This is a genomic window from Streptomyces altiplanensis, assembly GCF_053591575.1.
In genome coordinates, this window is the sequence record NZ_JBSFUB010000027.1 from 15,378 (window position 1) to 34,045 (window position 18,668).

An 18,668-nucleotide genomic window follows, 5' to 3' on the forward strand; every position below is an offset into this window, starting at 1 on the left:
CGTGCGGTAGTCGCCCGGTCTCCGGACAACAGCCGGAACACTCGGGTGGGAAATGAAGCCCGTGCGACCCGGTGGAGAGTGTCATGGCGAACGGAACTGTCCTGCTGGCTTTGCGCGAAGACCCCTTGGGCGGCGGGGTGGGTGGTGAGCAGCTTCGGCGTATCGGCAAGGAGCTGGAGAACCGGGGCCTGGAGGTGCGGTGGGCCGGCACGACCGAGGGGGCCTGCGCGGCGTTGCGCACGGAGGCCGGGCTGACCGCGGTTGTGGTGGGCTGGGATCTCCCGTCCGAAGCCGGCGGGAGTGCCGAGGGTGGCGGCGCTGCGGTGCTGCGGCAGATTTCCCGGCGCTTCAAGGACCTGCCCGCGTTCATCGTGATGTCGGAGGAGTCCGATCACGGCCTGGACCGGCTTCCCTTGTGGGTGGCAGAGATCGCCGTGGGGTACATCTGGCCGCTGGAGGACACCCCGTCCTTCATCGCGGGTCGCGTGGCCGGTGCGGCCCGGGCCTACGGGGACTCCGTCCTGCCGCCGTTCTTCAAGGCGTTGCGGCGATTCGACGACGCCCATGAGTACTCCTGGCACACTCCCGCGCACTCGGGAGGGGTCGCGTTCCTGAAGTCGCCGGTGGGCCGGGCGTTCTTCGACTACTACGGTGAGCGGCTCTTCCGTACCGACTTGTCGATCTCGGTGGGAGAACTCGGCTCCCTCTTCGAGCACAGCGGTCCGATCGGCGAGGCCGAGCGCAACGCCGCGCGGATCTTCGGCGCCGACCGCACGTATTTCGTCCTGCACGGGGATTCCACCGCGGACCGCATGGTCGGCCATTACTGCGTCACCTCCGACGAGATCGCCCTGGTGGACCGCAACTGCCACAAGTCGGTCCTGCACGGGCTGGTGATCTCCGGCGCCCGACCGGTCTACCTGATCCCCACGCGCAACGGGTACGGGCTGGCGGGCCCGCTGCCCACCCGTGAGATCGAGGCGCAGGCGGTCGCTGCCCGGATCGCCGCGCACCCGCTGACGCCGGGCGCAGTCTCGGTGCAGGCCCAGTACGCCGTGATCACCAACTCCACCTACGACGGCCTGTGTTACGACACCCTCCAGACCGCCCACGCGCTCGCGCCCAGCACTCCGCGGCTCCACTTCGACGAGGCGTGGTTCGCCTACGCGCGTTTCCATCCGCTCTACTCCGGCCGGTACGGCATGGCCGTCGGACCGGACACGTTCGAGGAGAACGACCGTCCCACCGTCTTCGCCACCCAGTCCACGCACAAGCTGCTGGCCGCGCTGTCCCAGACCGCGATGGTGCATGTGAAGTCCTCGCCGCGGGCGCCGGTCGAGCACGAGCGGTTCAACGAGGCGTTCATGATGCACGGCACCACCTCGGCCCTGTATCCGGCGATCGCCTCGCTCGACGTGGCCGGGGCCATGATGGACGGGCCTCAGGGCGAGTGGCTGGTCAATGAGGCGGTGACCGAGGCGATCCGGTTCCGGCAGGCGGTCGTCCGGACCGGGCGCAGGATCGTACAGGCCGGTGACCGGCCGCCGTGGTTCTTCGGCATCTGGCAGCCCGAGACGGTCACCGACCCGGTCACCGGTACGCAGTCGGCCTTCGCGGATGCCTCACCGGCGCTGCTGGCCTCCGACCCGAGCTGCTGGCTGCTCGAGCCCGAGGCCTCGTGGCACGGTTTCCGCGGGCTGAGCCGGGGCCAGTGCATGCTGGACCCCATCAAGGTGACCCTGACCTGCCCCGGCGTCGTGGCCACGGGTGAGACCGAGCCGTGGGGCATTCCCGCCCGCGTCCTGACCTCCTACCTCGGCCGGCGCGGCATCGTGGTGGAGAAGACCGACACCTACACCACCCTCGTCCTGTTCTCCATGGGGATCACCAAGGGGAAGTGGGGGACGCTGATGGACGCCCTGATGGACTTCAAGGCGCTCCACGACACCGACACCCCGCTGCGGCAGGTCCTGCCGCAGCTGGTCGAGCAGTACCCGCAGCGCTACGGCCACATGACGTTGCGCGGCCTGTGTCAGGACATGCACGAACACCTCACCCGCGCCGAACTGATCACCGCCCTGGACACCGCCTTCCAGGAACTGCCCGAGCCCGTCCACCCGCCCCAGCACTGCTACCAGCAACTGATCAGGGGCGGCACCGAGCGCCTCCCGCTCGCTCAGGCCGCAGGGCGGATCGCCGCGGCGATGGTCACCGTCACCCCGCCCGGCATCCCCGTTTTGATGCCCGGAGAAGCCCTGGGCACACCCGACGGACCCGTCCTGCGCTACCTCGGCGCTCTGGAAGCCTTCGACCGGGCCTTCCCCGGCTTCCACAGCGAAGCTCACGGCGTCACCATCGACCCGGACACCGGCGACTACCTCATCGAATGCGTACGCCAGGACGGCACGCCCAACGGCAGGGAATGAAACGCGAAGGGACGGTGTCCGGCTGCATACGACCGAACCGTTCTCCGAGCGGACGCCAGGGCGGTGCCCGTCAGCACGGCTGGCGCCACGCTCCGAGGTCCAGTCTCTTGCGCATCGAACTGAGGCCGAGCTCTCTGGAGCGTTCACAGAAGTCGCCGACCGGGACGGCGTACTCGACGTGCAGGACCGCCTTCCCGGCCTGGACGAAGGGAGTGAGTGCCGCGCAGTCGTCGTACTGCGCGCACTCCTCGTTCACCGCGAAGTCGAAGTCCGCGACCAGCTCGGGGATGTGCGGCAAGTCGTTCTTCAGGCCCACCGACATGCCGCGAGCGTGGGCGAGGCCGGCGAGCATGCGGTTGTACGTCAACTGGTGGCCGGCGGTCAGGGGAAAGCCGGTGTCGTTGAGGTAGCCGTCCATCAGGTCCGGCTCCACCGCGTCGAAGCCCTTCTCGCGGCACATGTCGAAGCGCTTGGCCATCAGCGGGCGCAGGACGTCCAGCCGGCGGATGTCGAGCCAGCGTTCGCCGGCCCACCCGTTGCCCCGGCCCAGAACGGCGGCGGGGAAGTCCCGGCGGTCGGGGCGGAACGACTCCCACGCGCCCGCGTTGATGTAGCAGATGACCTTGCGGCCGTCCCGGTGCAGCCGGCGCACCGCTGCGGCGTCGTTCTCGAATCCGTCGATGTCGTAGACGGGTACGTCGACCCGGTGGTCGACCCGCCCCTCCAGCTGCCACTGCCAGGCCGTACCGACGGCCGGCCGCCACCGGCCGGGGTGCGGCGGCCGGGGGTCCGGTGCCGGTTCGGGCACGGGGGCCGAGCACGCTGCCAGCAGGGCGACGAGGAACAGCAGGCAGAGTGGGCGCGAACGGGTCATGGGGCCTTCCGGTGCAGTACGGGCGGCAGGAGCGACCAGGGGTTGGGTCCATGCCCGGGGACCGCGCAGTGCACGGCGGCGCGGCGCAGCGCCGCCGTGCGGGCGGCGAGCGCGCACAGTCCGGCAGGCACGCCGTGGACGAGGTGGCAGAAGCGTTCCGGCGGGTGTGCCGCCGTCCATGCCGGCGCTGCCGGCGCCGCCGAATAGGCAGTCCAGTCGCCTTCGAAGGTGACCAGCAGATCGGCGACCCCCGCGTACGCCGGGGCCGGGTGCACCCCCGGGTTCAGAACGACCGTACGGCCGCCACGGGAGCGCGCCGCCCGGGCGAGGCGCCGGTAGTGGCGCACGGCGCCCGGTTCGGCGGCGGCCTGGTCCAGGAAGAAGCCGTCGGTGGCGTACCAGTCGCGGTAGCGGTCGAAGTCGGCGGTGACGGCCCGCGGCGGCCGGTGGCCGTAGTCGGTGTCGACGTACCCGAGCAGCCGGATCCCCGCCGCCCGCAGAGCGCGGGCGGCGGCGGCGAACGACGGCTCGGGCGCGGTGCCCGGGCCGTCCGCGATGTTGAGCACCACGCCGTACAACCGGGGCGCGGACTCCACGAGCGTCCACCAGGCGCCGGGGTCGACGGCCGGGTGGACGTACATGGGGACGAGCAGCTTCGCCGGCGGCAGGGGTTCCGGCTCCGGCTTCACCGGGCTGCCGGGACAGCGGCCCCCGGCAGCGCCTGCCACAGGTCCGACAGCGATCCGGCGAGTCCCCGCGTCGGCTGCCAGCCGAGGGCGGACCGCGCCGCCCCGATGTCCGCGCACTGCCAGGAGACCGCGGACGAACGGGCGGATCCGCCGCCGGTCTCCTCGACGGTGCCGCGGAATCCGGCGGCCCGGACCAGCCCGTGGACGATCTCACGGACGACGGTGGCCCGGCCGCTGCCGATGTTGAGTACCGGGGGCAGCGGTCCGGGAGCCGTCGCCGCCAGGACGGCGGCCTCCGCCACGTCCCGTGCGTCGACGAAGTCGCGGTACGCCGACAGGTCGCCGACCCGTACGGTGCCCGACGCCCCGGCCCGGCGCAGTTCCCCGGCGAGGCGTCCGGGCAGCCCGGCGGCCGGTGCTCCCGGCCCGACCGGGTTGAAGACGCGCAGCACGACGGCGTCCAGACCGGCGGCGGTCACCGCCGCGGTGCCCGCCAGCTTCGTCGCCCCGTACGGGCCCTGCGGCCGGGTGGCGGCGTCCTCCGCGACGGCTTCACCGGGCGCGGTGGGGCCGTACTCGGCCGCCGAGCCGAGATGGACGAGGCGCGCGCCGGGCGCCGCCGCGGCCATCGCCTCGCAGAGCGCGGCCGGCCCGCGGGCGTTGACGTCGGTGAGCCGCACGGCGCTGCCGGACACCAGGCCCGCGCAGTTGACGACGGCATCGGGCGCCGCGCAGCGCAGTGCGTCCGCGAGGATCTCGGGGTCGGAGGTCAGATCGAGCGGCACACCGGCGGCCGGGTACCGGCCGCCGTCGAGCAGCCGCACGCCCGGCAGGGCGCGCAGCCGCTCGGCGGTGTGCCCGCCCAGGAATCCGGTGGAGCCCAGGACGAGAACGCGCATGTCCCGCTCACGCCCCCTTGAGGAGCAGGCCGCGGTGGGTGGTGAACTCCGCGTTGGCCCGGTCGTAGTCGTCGGGGCGGCCGATGTCGAGCCAGTAGCCGTCGAACTCGTAGGCGTGCGGGGGGTGTTCGGTGGCGAGCAGGTCGAGCACCAGTTCGTCGAAGCCGAGCGGCAGGCCCGGCGTGTACCCGGCGAGGGTCTCCCGGGAGAGTCCGTAGACGCCCATGGAGACCCGGTAGTCCATGCTCGGCTTCTCCGCGAAGCCGGTGACCCGCCCGGCCTCGGTCGTCAGGACGCCGAAGTCGATGGCGACCTTGCGGGCGTACGTGGCGACCGTGAGCGGGGCTCCCGAGGCGCGGTGCGAGCGGACGACCTCGCCGTAGTCGAGGTCGGTCAGGATGTCGCCGTTCATCACCAGGAAGTCGTCCGGCAGTCTGTCCATCATGGTGAGCAGCGGGCCCATCGTGCCGAGCGGGCTGTCCTCGGTCGAGTAGCCCACGCGCAGGCCCCACTGGGAGCCGTTGCCGACGTACGCGCGGATGATGTGGCCCAGATGGCCGATGGCTATGGTGCAGCTGGTGAAGCCGCTCGCGGCCAGCTGGCGGAGCACGATCTCCAGGATGGCGTGCTGGTCGCCGATGGGCACGAGCGGCTTGGGAAGCGCCGTCGTGTACGGCCGCAGCCGAACGCCCTTGCCACCGGCGAGGATCACTGCATGCATGGAAGTCCCCTGTACGTCGCGTGCGGTCGGGTCAGATGTTGTAGATGCCGGTCTTGTAGCGGGAGAGGTTGCCGGGGTCGCGGAAGAAGTCGATGGTGTGGCCGAGCCCCTGCTCCAGGTCGTGCTCCGGCCGCCAGCCGGTGGCGGCGCGCAGCCGCGTGGCGTCCGCGACCAGGCGCATCACCTCCGAGTTGGCCGGCCGGATGCGCTGTTCGTCCTCGCGTACGTCGAGGTCGGCGTCCATCAGCTTGCCGATGAGCCGGGTGAGTTCGCCCACCGAGATCTCGCCGCCGGTGCCGGCGTTGAAGGTCCGCCCCACGACCGCCTCGGCGGGCGCGGTGCCGACGGCGAGGAAGGCGCGGGCGGTGTCCTTGACGTACAGGAAGTCGCGGGTGGGACGGAGGTCCCCGAGGGTGATGGTCCGCTCCCCGGCCGCGACCTGGCCGATGACGGTCGGGATGACCGCGCGCATCGACTGGCGCGGGCCGAAGGTGTTGAAGGGGCGCAGGGTGACGACCGGGGTGCCGAAGCTCGCGTGGTAGCTGTCGGCGAGCCGGTCGCCGCCGGCCTTCGACGCGGCGTACGGGGACTGGGTGCTGATGGGGTGGTCCTCGGTGATCGGCACGGTCTGCGCGGTGCCGTACGTCTCGCTCGTCGAGGTGTGCACCAGGCGCGGGGTGCCCTGCCTGCGCACCGCTTCGAGGACGTTGAGGGTGCCCGTCACATTGGTGTCCACGTAACTGTGCGGGGCCTGGTAGGAGTACGGGATCGCGATGAGGGCGGCCAGGTGGTAGACGGCCTCGGCGCCTTCGATCAGCTGGTTGACCGAGCCCGGGTCGCGGACGTCGCCGAGGACGATCTCGACCTGGTCGAGGGTCTCGGCGGACAGGGTCTCCAGCCATCCGTAGGAGGAGAAGGAGTTGTACTGCGCCATCGCGCGGACCCGGTGGCCGGCCGCCACGAGCGCCTCGGTGAGATGGGAGCCGATGAAGCCCTCGGCGCCGGTGACGGCGACGAGAGACGGTGCTGGTGCGGTCACGGGGACGCTCCTCATGAGGTGGAGGGGTGGGAAGGCGAGCGGTTCAGCGGTGGGCGGTGGGCCTGCCTAGGATCCGGCAGGCCAGGTACAGGAGGACGAGGGCCGCGACGGTCCGGCAGAGCGGCTGGGCGAGCCCGGCGGTGAACCCGGCGGCGGGGGCGGCGGCCTCCGCGGCGGCCGTCGTCAGGCAGACCGCCGCCGGCGGCCAGGCCACGCCGAACGCCTGGAGCAGCAGCGCGGTCCACAGGACCGCCCCGAGCCCGAGCAGCGGGGCGGCGCCCGTCCCGGTGAGCAGGGCGCCGGCCGCCAGCACGGCGACGTACGCGCCCAGGCACAGCACGAGGGCCCGGCCGGCCCGCAGGGCGAAGCCCCGCGGCTCGGTGCTGGCGCGCAGGGCGGCGACGGCGAGCCCTCGGTAGCGGTAGAGCAGCCACTCGGCGAAGCCCATGCTGAGGGTCAGGACGACCACCGCGTACGGGTCCGCCGCCCCCGTGAGCATCGCGAGCACCCCGGCGGCGAGGCCGAACAGCCCGTACGGCAGGGACGCCGACAGCCCCGGCGCGGCGCCCGCCGGAACGGGGCCCGGCGCCCGTACCCCGTGGGCGGCCGCGAGCATCGCCAGGAACACGGTGGCGAGCAGCGCGGCCACCGCCACGGCGGCCGGCGGCCGCCACCACAGCGTGGCGGCGGCGCCCGCGGCGACGGGCAGCAGCGCCAGCAGCAGCGTCCGTTCGCGGCCGAGGACCAGCAGCACGGTGGCCGCGCCCAGGTAGCAGGACTGCCCGGCGGCGAAGGCCCCGGCCTCCCCCGGCCCGGCCAGGACCAGGCCCGTCGCCGAGGCCGCCAGCGCCCCTGCGGGAGCGCCGAGCCGCAGCGTGCGGTGCGCCGCGCCCGCGCCGGCGGCGAGCCGCAGATGGGCGCGGTGACTGAGCGCCTGGTTCCACGCCCAGGCCACGAGACCGGCGGCGACCAGCCCGGTGACGGCCCGCGCGCCCTCCAGCAGCCCGGAGCCCAGCACGTAGGCGAGTCCGGGGAGCGCGAAGACCAGCCCGCGCACGGCGCACCGCAGGGGGTCGGGGCGCCAGGGGTCGGCGGCCGGCGGCGGTTCCGGGTAGTGCCGGGGCACCCGCGCGTACAGGTCGGCGGCCAGCGTGAACAGACCGGGACGGCCGTAGCGCGTACTGATCTGATCCCCCGTCAGTCCGTCCGACTCCAGCAGCGCGGCGACCTCGTACGGATGGACGGCGGCGGACACCGGCTCCATCAGCCGCTCGGCGAGTTCGTCGATCGGATCGGCGGCCCAGCTCGGCCGCCCCCGGTTCCCCTTCCGCTGCCGGGGCAGGGCGGGCAGGCTGCCGCCCTCGCCCGGCAGCAGGCGCAGCGGGCCGCTCACCCGAAGGCCCCGGCAGGCCGGTCGTCCCGCCACCCGGGCAGATCCGCGCCGTCGGCCGCCCGCCCGGCCGCCAGTTCGGTGTAGACGGAGCGGAAGGTGTCGATGGTCTGCCGGAGCGTGAACTGCTCGATGACCCGCAGCCGCGCGCCCTGCCCCATGGCGGCCCTGCGCTCCGGGTCGCGGAGCAGTTCCAGGGCCGCGCGGGCCATGGCCTCCGGTTCCCTCGGCGGCACGACGAGACCGGTGTCGCCGACGGCCTCCCGTACGCCGCCGACATCGGTGGAGACGGTGGCCCGGCCGCACGACATGGCCTCGATGAGCGTGAACGGGAAACCCTCGCTGATGCTGGACAGCATCACGGCGTTGCCCGCCGCGTAGGCGTCGCGTATGTCCTCGACCCGGCCCTCGAAGACGACGGCGTCCGCGTGCCCCAGCTCCGCCGCGAGCGCTTCGCAGCGTTCCCGGTACGCCTCGCCGCCGCGCGGAGTGCCGCCGAAGAGCCGCAGCCGGGCGTCCGGCATCTCGGCCCTGACCAGGGCGAAGGCCCTGATGAGCGTCTCCAGGTCCTTGATCGGGTCGACCCGCCCGGCCCAGCTGAGGGTGGGGGTCTCCGGCTCCGGCCCGGCGGCCGGGAAGGCGGCCGGGTCGACGCCGTTGTAGACGGTGCGTATCAACTCCGGGGCGGCGCCGCCCTGTTCCTCCCACAGCCGGTTGTAACGGTTGCCCGGCGTGATCAGGTCCGCCGTGCGGTACGTCTCCTCGGCGAGCAGCCGGAAGAAGCCGAGGAGCAGTGCCTTGACCGGCCACCGGTAGGGGCCCGTGCGGTAGCCGAGGTAGCGCTCGCGCAGGTAGACGCCGTGCTCGGTGAGCAGCAGCGGTACGCCGTGCAGCCTCCGCCCGACGAGCCCGGGCAGTACCGCGAGCCCTCCGCTCACCGCGTGGGACACGCCGTGCTCGGGCGGCGCGGCGGTGAGCGGGCGCAGCGCGTGTTCCAGCAGGTCGGTGGCGGTCAGGGCGTCGTGCAGGGTCGGCCGGGCCGCGTGCACCGGCAGGCCGGGCCGGCCCCAGACGGCGGCCAGGACGCCGACGGCCTGGTCCGTGCGCAGGGCGGGCGCGAGCTCCCCGTCCCTGGCCGAACGGGCCAGTTCGTGCAGCGCGGGCCCGAACTGGTCCTCGGCGGCGGGGTCGAGGAGCGCCGTCAGGAAGCGTTCGTACGTTGCCATCAGCTGCCTGCGGCGACGGCCGCGCGGGGCCCTGCCGACCGGGTCCGGGCCCCACATCGGGACGGTGACGGGCGGCGCGACATGGGACGGCAGCTCCCAGGCGAGCGGTTCCCGGCCGGTGCCGGTCACCGCGATCACCCGGAAGTCGAAGTCGGGCATGCCCTGGACGAGCTGGTCGCACCACACGCTGACGCCGCCGTGGCTGTGCGGGTAGGTGCCTTCGGTGAGGAGGGTGACCCGGGCCCCGCCGGACGGCGGCACGCGGAGTAAATCGGGCATGACGAGACGTTCCCCCGTGGAGATGCGGCGTTGTGCCGGCCAGGCCGGCCGGAGTGGTGCGGCGGACGGGCGCGGGTCAGCCCGTGACGCCGTACGGGACTCGCTTGCGCACCCCGGCCGGCACCGGCAGGCGCGGGGCGGCGGCCCCCACCGGGTCGGCCCGGTCCGCCGAGGCGGCCGTGGCGGTGGCGCCGGCGGGCAGGGTGAGCGTCACCCGGTCCTGGAGGAGTCCGGGCGAGGCCCAGCCGGAGAGCGACCCGGCGTACGGGCTGCCGAACGCCTCGGTGCCGAGCAGCATGTTCCGCCGGGTGCCGGCGGGCATCGTGGCGCTCGCGCGGACACCGGCGGGCGCGCGAACGGTGACGGTGTCGCCGACGCGGTACGCCGTCACCTGCCCGGCCCTGACGGCGGTGTTCCAGGCGGCCCGGTCGCGCAGTTCCGCGCCGATCTGCTGCTGACGCAGGTTGACCAGCGGGGTGTTGGCGGCGTACAGCCCGGCGTAGTCGTCGATGATGCGGTTGAGCACCGGGTAGGCGATGCGGTCCTCGGCGAGGTTGGACTGGTGGATGAAGTGCGGCCGGGGGTCGTTGGCGAGGGCGTGGCCGAGGCCGATGCGGACCTCCAGCGGCACGATGTAGTCGGTGTAACCGGTGACCGTGTCGAGCGGCTCCTCCAGGCACGTGGTGCCGGCGGCGCTCTCGCAGATGCCGCTGCCGCCGTCGGAGGCCCGGGTGTAGATCCAGTTGTACTCGTCGATCTGCTCGGTGGCGCGGCCCGCGTTGTAGAACACGTTCATGGGGTGGCGGGGCACGGTGAGGGCCCGGCCGACCTTCCGCTGGGCGCGGTCACGGGAGTTGTCGGATCCGAGCCAGGTGACGGCGTTGTCGGCGAGGGCGGGGCCGAGGTGGGGGTTGTCGTCGGGCTGTTGCGGCAGGACCTTCAGTCCCGAGTGCTCCCCGGTCACCAGCTCGCTGTTCTCCAGGGGCAGTCCGGCGCGCTGCCCCCAGGCGCGGTTTTCACTGATCTGGGAGGAGATCTCCGCACGGGTGACGTACTTGGTGCTTCCGTCGGGGTTCTTGGCACAGACCCAGGGGACGACCGTGACGTCCTGGACGCAGCCGAGGAAGGGGTGGTTGTAGGTGTGGTTGATCCACCGGTAGGCGTTCTTGTCGGCGGTCAGCCGCTGCGCCAGCGGGTCGGTGCCGCCGTGCTCCTCCTTGTAGAGCTCGCTGCCGCCGCCGTTGTACGCCATGTCCAGGGTGAAACCCTTGGCTGCGGACCACTCGGCCGCGTACTGCGCGTCGGCGGCCGTCATACGGATCGGGTCGGGCTCACCGCCCTGCCCGGGGGCGCAGTCCACGTCGCCCGGGGTGCAGTTGAGCTCGGTGTCCCAGCGGTCGTCCGCGGCGAAGACGTCGTCGACGTGGACCGCGAAGTAGTTGCGGGACGCGCCCAGCCGCACGCCCTGGGTCATCCAGTCCACAATGCCGCGGGCGAGCAGTCGGAACTGCTGCTGGTACTGGTTGTAGACGAAGCCGACGACCAGTTCGCGGCGGCCGTCGTGGCGGTACTCACCGACGATCGAACCCCGCTCCGATGTGCCGGGCAGTGGCGCCTCGACGTAACTGGTGAAGTCCGCCCCCGGCAGGGGCTTCGCGACATACCCGTAACTCTCGCTGACCGACGGCGAGTTGTCCTCGAAGGGGATGCCGCCGTCGAGGTAACCGAAGGGACCCGCGGCGCCGGCCGCGGTCACCTCGGCGCGCACGCCGTCCAGCGAACCGCTGTAGCCGCCGTTGGCCGGGTAGTCGAGTCCGACCTCGGGCCGGGCGTAGGTGTAGGCGTTGACCTGCGGAACGGCGAAGGCCTTCTCGTACGAGACGAGCGCCTCCATTTCCGCCGAACCGGCCCCGAACGGATTGTCGTTGGGAAGCACCACCGCCTGGTATTTGGCGCGTGGCCGGCCGTCGAGCGTGTCGGAGAGGAAGCCGTTGTCGATCGTCGGGCGGTCCTGGCGAGTCAGGTCGACGATCGTGTACGGAGTTCCCGCGCCGTCGAGTTCGGCGGCAATCGCGGCGGTGGCAGGACCTCCGTCGCCGACCACGAGGACACTCAGGTCAATGCGGGGCGCCGCCGGGGCCGCCTCAGCCGCGTTCGCCGGCGCGAAGAGCGTCAGTACGAGCGCGGCGGACAGCGTGGATCTCGCGGCCCATCGGACCGTACGGCTTGTGAAGTACATGGGTCCCTCCCCCAGAAGGGCATGCCGGTGGTGCGACCGGCATGCCCTGCCCCCCCCGGCGAGACGGGCGTTCGGCCAGCCGCCGCCTGTGTCCCGCTCTGTCGGATCACATAGTGGGGCCAGGCATGGAGGTTCCGTGAGGGCGTCGTGAAACCTGGCGAGAAACAAACCCGTCCCGCATACCTTCCGGCCCGATCGACCGCCCTTCCGGCAACGCGCGCAGAGCCCCCAGCGGCAGAGGTTCCGCTTCTCCGCCACAGCTCAGAGGTGTTGAAAGCGTCTGCCGCACCGGCCGGCACTCTCCTGTGGTCCAGTCCGCAGAAACTTTTCAGAAGTCGGCCACCGATTTCAGCCAGCCCGGACGCCGGAACCGGCTCGGCACCGGGCCAGACCCGCCCCGTCGGCCGTCGGCCGTCGGCCGTCGGCCGTCGGCCGCAGGAACATCTCGCGGTCGCGGTCGCCCTGCAGACGGCGCCCGTCACGGTGCTCGGCCTGAGCGAAGACGCGTCCCGGGCACTGGTCACCCTGGAACAGGCTGCGCCCGCCGCGCCGCGCGCAGCCATGGGGGCGGTTCGCCTGACCAGGCCGCACAACCACGGGGAGTCCCTGGCACCGCCCATCGCCCCGTCGGCGCTCACCGCCGTGGGAACCGCGGCGCGCCACCGTCACGTACTCGTCATCGAGACCCCGCGCGCCGACGGCTCACGCCCCGCCCCCGGAGAGGACGGTTTTCTGCCCGTCCGCCGCGTCGAGCCGTACCACCTGGTCGTCCGGGCCGGCCGGTGGTGCCTGGTCGCCTACGACCTCGAAGACCGGCAGTGGCGAGTGCTCCGCGTCGGCCGGCTCCGCCCCCGCCCGATCACACAGTGCTCCAGCCCACGTGAACTCGCCCAGGCATGCCGACGCCTCGTGCACCGATGGGCCGCCATCGCGGGCACCGGGCATGCCCCTGCCCCTCCCCCATGACAAGACCCTCGCCCCAGGATCTGCAGTTGGCGGGGCTTCGGAGAGGTCGTCACCACCGTCGGCGCACGGTGGCTTTTGTACCGGTCACCAGGCTTGCCGGTGGAACGTCGTCGGCCACGACCGCGCCGGCGGCAATCACGGCGTCACGGCCGATGCTGACCCCGGGCAGGATCGTGGCACCGGCACCGATCCACACGTTCTCCGCCACGTCGATGGGCGCGCCGGTGAGGTACAGCCGCCGCTCCTCGGGATCGACCGGGTGGCCGCTGGTGATGAACGTGACCTTCGGGCCGACCATCACGCGCTCGCCGAGCCGGATGCCTGCGTAGTCCAGGAACGTGCAGTTCTGGTTGATGAACACGCGCTCGGCGAGGTCGAGGTGGAGACCGTGGTCCGTGTAGAAGGGCGGATAGACCGTGACTCTCGGCGGCAGCGGCCTGCCGAGGATCTGTTCCAGCAGTTCGGCCTTGCCCGCTTCGTCCTCGAAGGGCAGGACGTTCAGGCGGGAGGTGAGCTCGGTGACCCGCAGGACCCTCTCGGCCATGGCCTGGAACTCCGCACTGTGGATACGCATGAGACGCTCGCTGGACATGCCACGATCCTTTCTCGTGCACGGGCAACTGGACAAGCTCCAGCCGTAGGTCCGCCCGACCGCACAGCGCCGGTCCTACGCGCGGAGGGCAGGAGTACCAGAACCTCTGCATGCCGATGACGTTCATGGTGAGGTCGGCCACGTCCCACCCGCCGAACCGGAACGGTTCACCCCCGCAGTGGCGAAGGGCGCCTACGGTGAGCTGCGGGGCGGCGGACAGCGTGCGGGCGTGACGATGACGGGGAAGCGGCGGGTGCTGTACCGGCAGGGCGGCGGATTCCGGCGGATGACGGCGAAGTGGGTCCTGGTCTTCGGGGCCCTGTACCTGCTGGACGGCGGGCTGTTCCGGTCGTGGGGCGACGCTCTGGTCTGGCCGATGATCGGGATCCTGCTGTGGGTGCCGTTCGGGATAGGCGTCGTCTGGTACCCGAAAAAGGACCAGCGCGTCGAGCTGACGGCGCGTGAACTGCGTGTACGGCGCAAACGGCTGCCGATGGAGAAGGTGAACCTGCTGCACGTGGCGCGGTTGTGGCTGGAGGGGCGGTCAACCGCGGACGACCAGCCGGTGCTCGAATGGACACGGTTCGACCGGGTGGTGTGGGCGCCGCTGCGGGACGGCCGAGCGTTCGGCGTGGGGTTCCGCGACCCGGCCGCCTTCGCCAAGGTTTTCGGCGCCTTCGCGGTCGAGGCGTGCGGCGGGCCCGGCATCGTCCGCGCGAGGGCCGCAGCGGAGACCTGCCCGGAGCCGCGCCCGATGCGGCCCCGCCCCGCCGACGACCCAGGCTCCTGGCTGGACCTTCTGGACATCTTCAACTGAGAGCCGGAAACGCCGGCAGGGGCAGCGCTCCGTCAGGGAGACGGGGAACTGCACAGGGCCGGCGTTGAAGACCGACGGGCGGACCTCAGTTCTTGACGGCCTCCGCGATCTGCAGGGCGGCCTGGGCGGGCGTGAGGTGCGTGGTGTCGATGACCTCGGCCTCACTGTGCAGCCATGTGCGGGCCGCCTCGGCGTAGGGCTCGAGGTAGGTGAGACGGAACGGGGAGGGACCAAGAACCGTGTCCCCCTCGATGCGCCCGCGGAGAGTGTCCTGGTCGTCGTGGAGAACGAAGTGCCGTACCGGAATCGCATGCTGGGCAAGGCCCGAGCTGATCTCGCGCCAGTACTGCTCGACCAGGACCGTCATGGGCATCACCAGAGTGCCACCGGTGTAGTCGAGTACGCGGCGGGTGGTCTCGACCACGAGCGGCCGCCACGGCGGCCAGTCCTGGAAGTTGCCCGTCCAGGGCAGCCCCGGCTTGATGTCCATGAGTGTCTCGCCGACCTTTTCGGCATCGAACACCCGTGAATCCGGGATCAGCTGCTGCACGAGTGCACTGGCCGTCGTCTTGCCTGCGCCATGGGTGCCGTTGAGCCATACGATCATGGGACCCGACGCTAGCGCCGTATGGAGCGCAGGTGGCCTCAACCGCCAAGATCAGCCGTCGCCTGTCTCGAAAAGTCGCACCGACTGGGCATGCCGCCCAGCCGGTGACAACGAGCCTGCCCACGTGCCGGCTCACGTGCTTCGGCTCATGTGGTCGTGTGACTGAGCGTTTGTCACCGGCCGTTCGGCGCGGCCATGGGCCGGGTGACGGCCTTCGATCGATGCGGTCATGCGTCACGATGGCCGCGGAACCACTGGGTCACTTCGTCGGTGTGGGTGTCCGGTGGGAAGACCGGACAGAAGACGTGCTCGATGGCGGCGCCGCGCAGTACGAGGGTCAGGCGCCGGTACATCGTCTGGCCGTTGGCCTCGAACGCCGGGAGCATCAGCGCGTCTGCGAGCGTGAGTCGGGGTCGGAGAGCATCGGGTAGGACAGATGCAGGCGGTCCACGAGCGCCTGCTGGCAGTCGGCCCGGTCCGAGGACAGGGCAAGGACGCGATCGACGCCTTCGGCCCGCAGTGCATCCAGGTTGTCGGACCCGGCGGCCGTCCTGCAGTCCTGGCTCGACTCCCCCGCAGCCGATGGGATCCTCTCCCGCCACGAACCCGAGGTCGCCCTGAAGATCCTGCTCGACCACTGCGGGCGCAACACCGGCCGGTGCGCCCGCCCGAGTACGGACATCCTGAACCGGCTGCTTCGCGAATCACGCGGTCCGCTCCCACCGCGGGACGACCATGGCGGGGCCGGTGCGCTCTCCACGGGCCCGGCGCAGGGCGGTGGCCGACTCCGGCCTCGGCCGTCCGTCCAGCCCCGTGTGCCGCCCCGGTCGACCACATCCCCCACTGGTCGGCATGGCGATGCGGACGCCACACCAAGCCCGCCTCAGCCACTCCAGACGACGCGGACACATACCACCGCAGGACAACAGACCCTCACCACAAAGGCCGTTGCAGTGCTGGGCCGCAGGTCTGACATCACCTCGGAACGCCATCGCGTCAGCGTCGGCCCGGTCAGGGACGACGCCGGGCGCCGCCCGCAATCGCTGACGCGGCCTGGTCACCGCACGGCGGGCGCATTGGCATGGACCTGCTCATGATCCTCCGTTAGGGTCCTGTCCGCAGGCCGTGAGAGCGCTCTCAGCTCTCTGTTCCGCAGTCCCTCACATCGCTGGATCCCAGAAGGGCCAACAGCCTTGAGACGATCGACAGCCATACGTACCGGACTCACCACCCTGCTCCTCATCGGCACCTCTGCCACGACGAACGGCAGCCCGGCCACGGCCGCGCCCCCCACGCCCCCGGCCGCGCTCTCCGAGGCCCCCGCCTCACCCGCGCTGCTCTCCGCCCTCCAGCGCGACCTCGGCCTGAGCAGGAGCCAGGCCGTCGCCAGGCTCGACGCCGAGAAGAAGGCCACCGCCCTCGAGAGCAGGGCCCGGCGCGCGGCGGGCCAGGCGTACGCGGGTGCGTGGTTCGACGCCGACGCCGGGAAGTTGACCGTGGCCGTCACCGGCGCCCGGTCCGCCGAGGCCGTACGCGCGACCGGCGCGACGGCGAAGGTCGTGACGTACAGCGCGAGCCGGCTCGACGCCGCCAAGAAGAGGATCGACGCCCTCTCCGCCCCGGCGGGCGTGGCCAGCTGGCGGGTCGACCCCGCCGACAACCGTGTCGTTGTCGACGTGATCGCCGGCCGTGCGGCGGACAACGATGTCCGCGCCTTCGTCGACCGGGCCCGTGAGGCCGGCCCGGTGGCCGTGCGGAAGATCGCCGAGGCTCCCCGCACCACCGCGGCCGGAACCGTCGGCGGCGACCCGTACTACACCGGCAACGTGCGGTGCTCCATCGGGTTCTCCGTCCACGGGGGCTTCGTCACCGCGGGCCACTGCGGCAGGACGGGAGCCGCGGTGTACGGCTGGGACCGGTCCTACATCGGCAACTTCCAGGGGTCGAGCTTCCCGGGCAACGACTACGCCTGGGTCAACGTCGGCAGCGGCTGGTGGACCGTGCCGGTGGTCCTCGGCTGGGGCACCGTCCCCGACCGCCTGGTCCGCGGGTCCAACGAGGCGCCCGTGGGAGCGTCCGTCTGCCGGTCCGGCTCCACCACGCGCTGGCACTGCGGCGTCGTCCAGGGCAAGAACATCACGGTGAACTATGCCCAGGGCGCGGTCTACGCGATGACCGGGACGAGCGTCTGCGTCGAGGGCGGCGACTCCGGAGGCGCCTACATCAGCGGTGACCAGGCCCAGGGCATCACCTCCGGTGGATCCGGCAACTGCACCACCGGAGGCCAGTCCTTCTACCAGCCCATCAACCCCGTGCTGAGCCGATACGGACTCACCCTGCACACCGCCTGACGTGCGGACGGGTGGAGCCGTCGCCAGTGGGGCGCGGCTCCACCCACCCGCGCCTGGCCACGTTTCGGCCGGCTGGTGCCGGCCGCTGATGTCACCTGCCGGCTGTCGAGCACCTGCCCAGCGGCGCCGCACCGAAGCCGGTCTGGCTGTGGCTGAGCCCGGCGGTGGAATCCCGCCAGTCGGCCCGGACCCTTACGTGGCACCCGCACCACGCGCCGCCTCCTCGCCGAAGCAGTCCGCCCGGTTCGCCTCGTACGCCGGCCCGTTGCGTTCCGGCCATCCCCCACCGGGGCGGCGTTGACGGTGGGACGAACGAGTGTTTGCCTGGTGCGTACGGTCCTCCTCCGAGGGGCCGTACGCACCGGACACCGTGACCACCGCGGGGTAGGTACACATGCTCGTCGCGCACTTCTCCAACGAATACCCGCCCGAGACCACAGGTGGTCTCGGGACGTACATGGAGGCCCTGATCACCCATCAGCGGGACCAGGGGGACGACGTCGACCTCTTCTACCTCGGCCCGTCACCGCTGAGGACGAGATCCGTGCACCTGCCTGCCTTCGACGGGGACCAACTGCGGACCTATGCCTCCGGGGAACTTGCGCGCCGCTCGGGTGGGCGCCGCTACGACGTCGTCGTGTGCCATGACTGGCCCGGAATCGTCGTCTCACAGGAGCTGTGGAAGAAGGGTGTGCCGTTGGTTTACACCTGCCACCTGCCCCTGACGTGGGACATCGGTGAATTCGACGATGTCCCGTGCGCGTTCTCGCGGGAGATGGAGTTCTCCGCCCTGGCGCACGCCGACGCGGTGGTCGCGGTGAGCGCCTCGGTGGCCGGGGACCTCACCACGCGTTTCCCCTTCACCGCCGGGAAAACGCACGTGATTCACCACGGTACGGACACCGGCTTCTTCCGCCCGCCGGCCGGCCGCTCGGTGCGCGAACCCGAGACCGTCGCGTACATCGGACGCTTCTACGAGCAGAAGGGCTTCGACCTGCTGCCCGAGATCTTCGCCGCCGTACGGACGGGCCGGCCCGGGGTCCGTTTCGAGATCATGGGCGTGGGCGAGCTGGAGGCCCCCGTGCGCCGGCGGCTACGGGAGCTGGACCTCCATGACCGTGTCACCTGGCACCCGTTCTCGGCCCTGGACACGGTACGCGCCCTGTACCAAAGGGCCTCGGTGGTCCTCATGCCCTCGCGCCTCGAACCCTTCGGGCTGGTCGCCATCGAGGCGATGGCGTGTGGAGCCCCACTCGTCGCGGCGGACACCGGTGGGCTGGGCGAGATCGTCCGGGATGGGGAGACGGGGCTGCTGGCCGCCCCTGGAGACGCCGCCGCGGCGGCGGAGCGTGTCATCGGGCTCCTCGCGGAACCGAGGCTGGCGGCGCGCATCTCCGCGGCCGCGCGCGCCGCGGTCGTCCGGGACTTCGACCAGAGCCTCAACTACGACAGATCCCGCGATCTCTACAAACGACTGGCCGGTGACGGGCCGTCGACGTGACGGCCCGGCGGACCCGCGCCCGGGCGGCCGCCTCGGCGGCTGCGAGCCGATG

17 protein-coding genes are annotated in these 18,668 nt (G+C 72.0%); 5 read left to right on the forward strand and 12 right to left on the reverse strand.

Annotated features, from left to right (window positions below; translation table 11 throughout):
• Positions 1-83: 83 nt before the first annotated feature.
• Positions 84-2,426 carry an Orn/Lys/Arg family decarboxylase gene (locus tag ACWD0Y_RS14995; RefSeq protein WP_450260763.1) on the forward strand — a complete coding sequence of 781 codons (2,343 nt, stop codon included), beginning with the start codon at positions 84-86 and terminating at the stop codon, positions 2,424-2,426.
• 70 nt (positions 2,427-2,496) lie between these two features.
• On the opposite strand, the gene ACWD0Y_RS15000 is transcribed toward ACWD0Y_RS14995, so the two are convergent.
• From ACWD0Y_RS15000 to ACWD0Y_RS15035, 8 genes are all read right to left on the reverse strand, one after another.
• Positions 2,497-3,300 (reverse strand): endo alpha-1,4 polygalactosaminidase, encoded by an 804-nt coding sequence (locus tag ACWD0Y_RS15000; protein WP_450260764.1) that lies wholly within the window; start codon positions 3,298-3,300, stop codon positions 2,497-2,499.
• Positions 3,297-3,941 (reverse strand): spherulation-specific family 4 protein, encoded by a 645-nt coding sequence (locus ACWD0Y_RS15005; protein WP_450260803.1) that lies wholly within the window; start codon positions 3,939-3,941, stop codon positions 3,297-3,299. Before ACWD0Y_RS15005 ends, ACWD0Y_RS15000 begins: the two co-directional genes overlap by 4 nt.
• Before the next feature lie 44 nt (positions 3,942-3,985).
• Entirely contained in the window at positions 3,986-4,888 is a 903-nt protein-coding gene (locus tag ACWD0Y_RS15010) for an NAD-dependent epimerase/dehydratase family protein (protein WP_450260765.1), read from the reverse strand.
• A gap of 7 nt (positions 4,889-4,895) precedes the next feature.
• On the reverse strand, positions 4,896-5,609 hold the full coding sequence (locus ACWD0Y_RS15015) for a nucleotidyltransferase family protein (protein WP_450260766.1): 714 nt from the start codon (positions 5,607-5,609) through the stop codon (positions 4,896-4,898).
• A gap of 31 nt (positions 5,610-5,640) precedes the next feature.
• Positions 5,641-6,648, reverse strand: coding sequence for an SDR family NAD(P)-dependent oxidoreductase (locus ACWD0Y_RS15020; RefSeq protein ID WP_450260767.1), 1,008 nt, complete (start codon positions 6,646-6,648; stop codon positions 5,641-5,643).
• A gap of 43 nt (positions 6,649-6,691) precedes the next feature.
• Positions 6,692-8,041: a hypothetical protein gene (locus ACWD0Y_RS15025; RefSeq protein WP_450260768.1), complete on the reverse strand. Its 1,350-nt coding sequence runs from the start codon at positions 8,039-8,041 to the stop codon at positions 6,692-6,694.
• A complete protein-coding gene (pelF, locus tag ACWD0Y_RS15030) occupies positions 8,038-9,543 on the reverse strand; it encodes a GT4 family glycosyltransferase PelF (protein ID WP_450260769.1) in 1,506 nt (501 codons plus the stop codon). Before pelF ends, ACWD0Y_RS15025 begins: the two co-directional genes overlap by 4 nt.
• A gap of 76 nt (positions 9,544-9,619) precedes the next feature.
• Positions 9,620-11,782, reverse strand: a complete 2,163-nt coding sequence (locus tag ACWD0Y_RS15035) for a hypothetical protein (RefSeq protein WP_450260770.1) — start codon at positions 11,780-11,782, stop codon at positions 9,620-9,622.
• Positions 11,783-12,265: 483 nt separating this feature from the next.
• Between ACWD0Y_RS15035 and ACWD0Y_RS15040 the strand changes: the two genes are divergently transcribed.
• Complete coding sequence (locus tag ACWD0Y_RS15040; protein ID WP_450260771.1) at positions 12,266-12,748, forward strand: WYL domain-containing protein; 483 nt, start codon at positions 12,266-12,268, stop codon at positions 12,746-12,748.
• Positions 12,749-12,797: 49 nt separating this feature from the next.
• On the opposite strand, the gene ACWD0Y_RS15045 is transcribed toward ACWD0Y_RS15040, so the two are convergent.
• Positions 12,798-13,340 carry a DapH/DapD/GlmU-related protein gene (locus tag ACWD0Y_RS15045; protein ID WP_450260772.1) on the reverse strand — a complete coding sequence of 181 codons (543 nt, stop codon included), beginning with the start codon at positions 13,338-13,340 and terminating at the stop codon, positions 12,798-12,800.
• A 235-nt stretch (positions 13,341-13,575) separates the two neighbouring features.
• Between ACWD0Y_RS15045 and ACWD0Y_RS15050 the strand changes: the two genes are divergently transcribed.
• Complete coding sequence (locus ACWD0Y_RS15050) at positions 13,576-14,157, forward strand: hypothetical protein (protein ID WP_450260804.1); 582 nt, start codon at positions 13,576-13,578, stop codon at positions 14,155-14,157.
• Positions 14,158-14,242: 85 nt separating this feature from the next.
• Here ACWD0Y_RS15050 and ACWD0Y_RS15055 read toward each other — a convergent pair whose 3' ends face one another.
• The 3 genes from ACWD0Y_RS15055 to ACWD0Y_RS15065 all read right to left on the reverse strand — a co-directional run bounded on the left by ACWD0Y_RS15055 (position 14,243) and on the right by ACWD0Y_RS15065 (position 15,446).
• A complete protein-coding gene (locus tag ACWD0Y_RS15055) occupies positions 14,243-14,764 on the reverse strand; it encodes an ATP-binding protein (RefSeq protein ID WP_450260773.1) in 522 nt (173 codons plus the stop codon).
• 227 nt (positions 14,765-14,991) lie between these two features.
• The gene (locus ACWD0Y_RS15060; RefSeq protein WP_450260774.1) at positions 14,992-15,150 is read right to left on the reverse strand and encodes a hypothetical protein; all 159 of its coding nucleotides are present in this window, start codon (positions 15,148-15,150) and stop codon (positions 14,992-14,994) included.
• Complete coding sequence (locus ACWD0Y_RS15065; RefSeq protein WP_450260775.1) at positions 15,150-15,446, reverse strand: peroxiredoxin family protein; 297 nt, start codon at positions 15,444-15,446, stop codon at positions 15,150-15,152. Before ACWD0Y_RS15065 ends, ACWD0Y_RS15060 begins: the two co-directional genes overlap by 1 nt.
• Before the next feature lie 511 nt (positions 15,447-15,957).
• Here ACWD0Y_RS15065 and ACWD0Y_RS15070 point away from each other — a divergent pair.
• The gene (locus tag ACWD0Y_RS15070) at positions 15,958-17,115 is read left to right on the forward strand and encodes a S1 family peptidase (RefSeq protein WP_450260776.1); all 1,158 of its coding nucleotides are present in this window, start codon (positions 15,958-15,960) and stop codon (positions 17,113-17,115) included.
• A 394-nt stretch (positions 17,116-17,509) separates the two neighbouring features.
• Positions 17,510-18,616 carry a glycosyltransferase family 4 protein gene (locus ACWD0Y_RS15075; protein ID WP_450260777.1) on the forward strand — a complete coding sequence of 369 codons (1,107 nt, stop codon included), beginning with the start codon at positions 17,510-17,512 and terminating at the stop codon, positions 18,614-18,616.
• The last annotated feature ends 52 nt before the right edge of the window (positions 18,617-18,668 follow it).

Coding starts and splice junctions, on each gene's coding strand:
- ACWD0Y_RS15000 (WP_450260764.1), bottom strand. CDS start 3,300: ATGACCCGTTCGCGCCCACTCTGCCTGCTGTTCCTCGTCGCCCTGCTG.
- ACWD0Y_RS15045 (WP_450260772.1), bottom strand. CDS start 13,340: ATGTCCAGCGAGCGTCTCATGCGTATCCACAGTGCGGAGTTCCAGGCC.
- ACWD0Y_RS15050 (WP_450260804.1), top strand. CDS start 13,576: ATGACGGGGAAGCGGCGGGTGCTGTACCGGCAGGGCGGCGGATTCCGG.
- ACWD0Y_RS15075 (WP_450260777.1), top strand. CDS start 17,510: ATGCTCGTCGCGCACTTCTCCAACGAATACCCGCCCGAGACCACAGGT.
- ACWD0Y_RS15065 (WP_450260775.1), bottom strand. CDS start 15,446: ATGTCCGTACTCGGGCGGGCGCACCGGCCGGTGTTGCGCCCGCAGTGG.
- ACWD0Y_RS15015 (WP_450260766.1), bottom strand. CDS start 5,609: ATGCATGCAGTGATCCTCGCCGGTGGCAAGGGCGTTCGGCTGCGGCCG.
- pelF (WP_450260769.1), bottom strand. CDS start 9,543: ATGCCCGATTTACTCCGCGTGCCGCCGTCCGGCGGGGCCCGGGTCACC.
- ACWD0Y_RS15060 (WP_450260774.1), bottom strand. CDS start 15,150: ATGCTCCCGGCGTTCGAGGCCAACGGCCAGACGATGTACCGGCGCCTG.
- ACWD0Y_RS15035 (WP_450260770.1), bottom strand. CDS start 11,782: ATGTACTTCACAAGCCGTACGGTCCGATGGGCCGCGAGATCCACGCTG.
- ACWD0Y_RS14995 (WP_450260763.1), top strand. CDS start 84: ATGGCGAACGGAACTGTCCTGCTGGCTTTGCGCGAAGACCCCTTGGGC.
- ACWD0Y_RS15005 (WP_450260803.1), bottom strand. CDS start 3,941: ATGTACGTCCACCCGGCCGTCGACCCCGGCGCCTGGTGGACGCTCGTG.
- ACWD0Y_RS15010 (WP_450260765.1), bottom strand. CDS start 4,888: ATGCGCGTTCTCGTCCTGGGCTCCACCGGATTCCTGGGCGGGCACACC.
- ACWD0Y_RS15055 (WP_450260773.1), bottom strand. CDS start 14,764: ATGATCGTATGGCTCAACGGCACCCATGGCGCAGGCAAGACGACGGCC.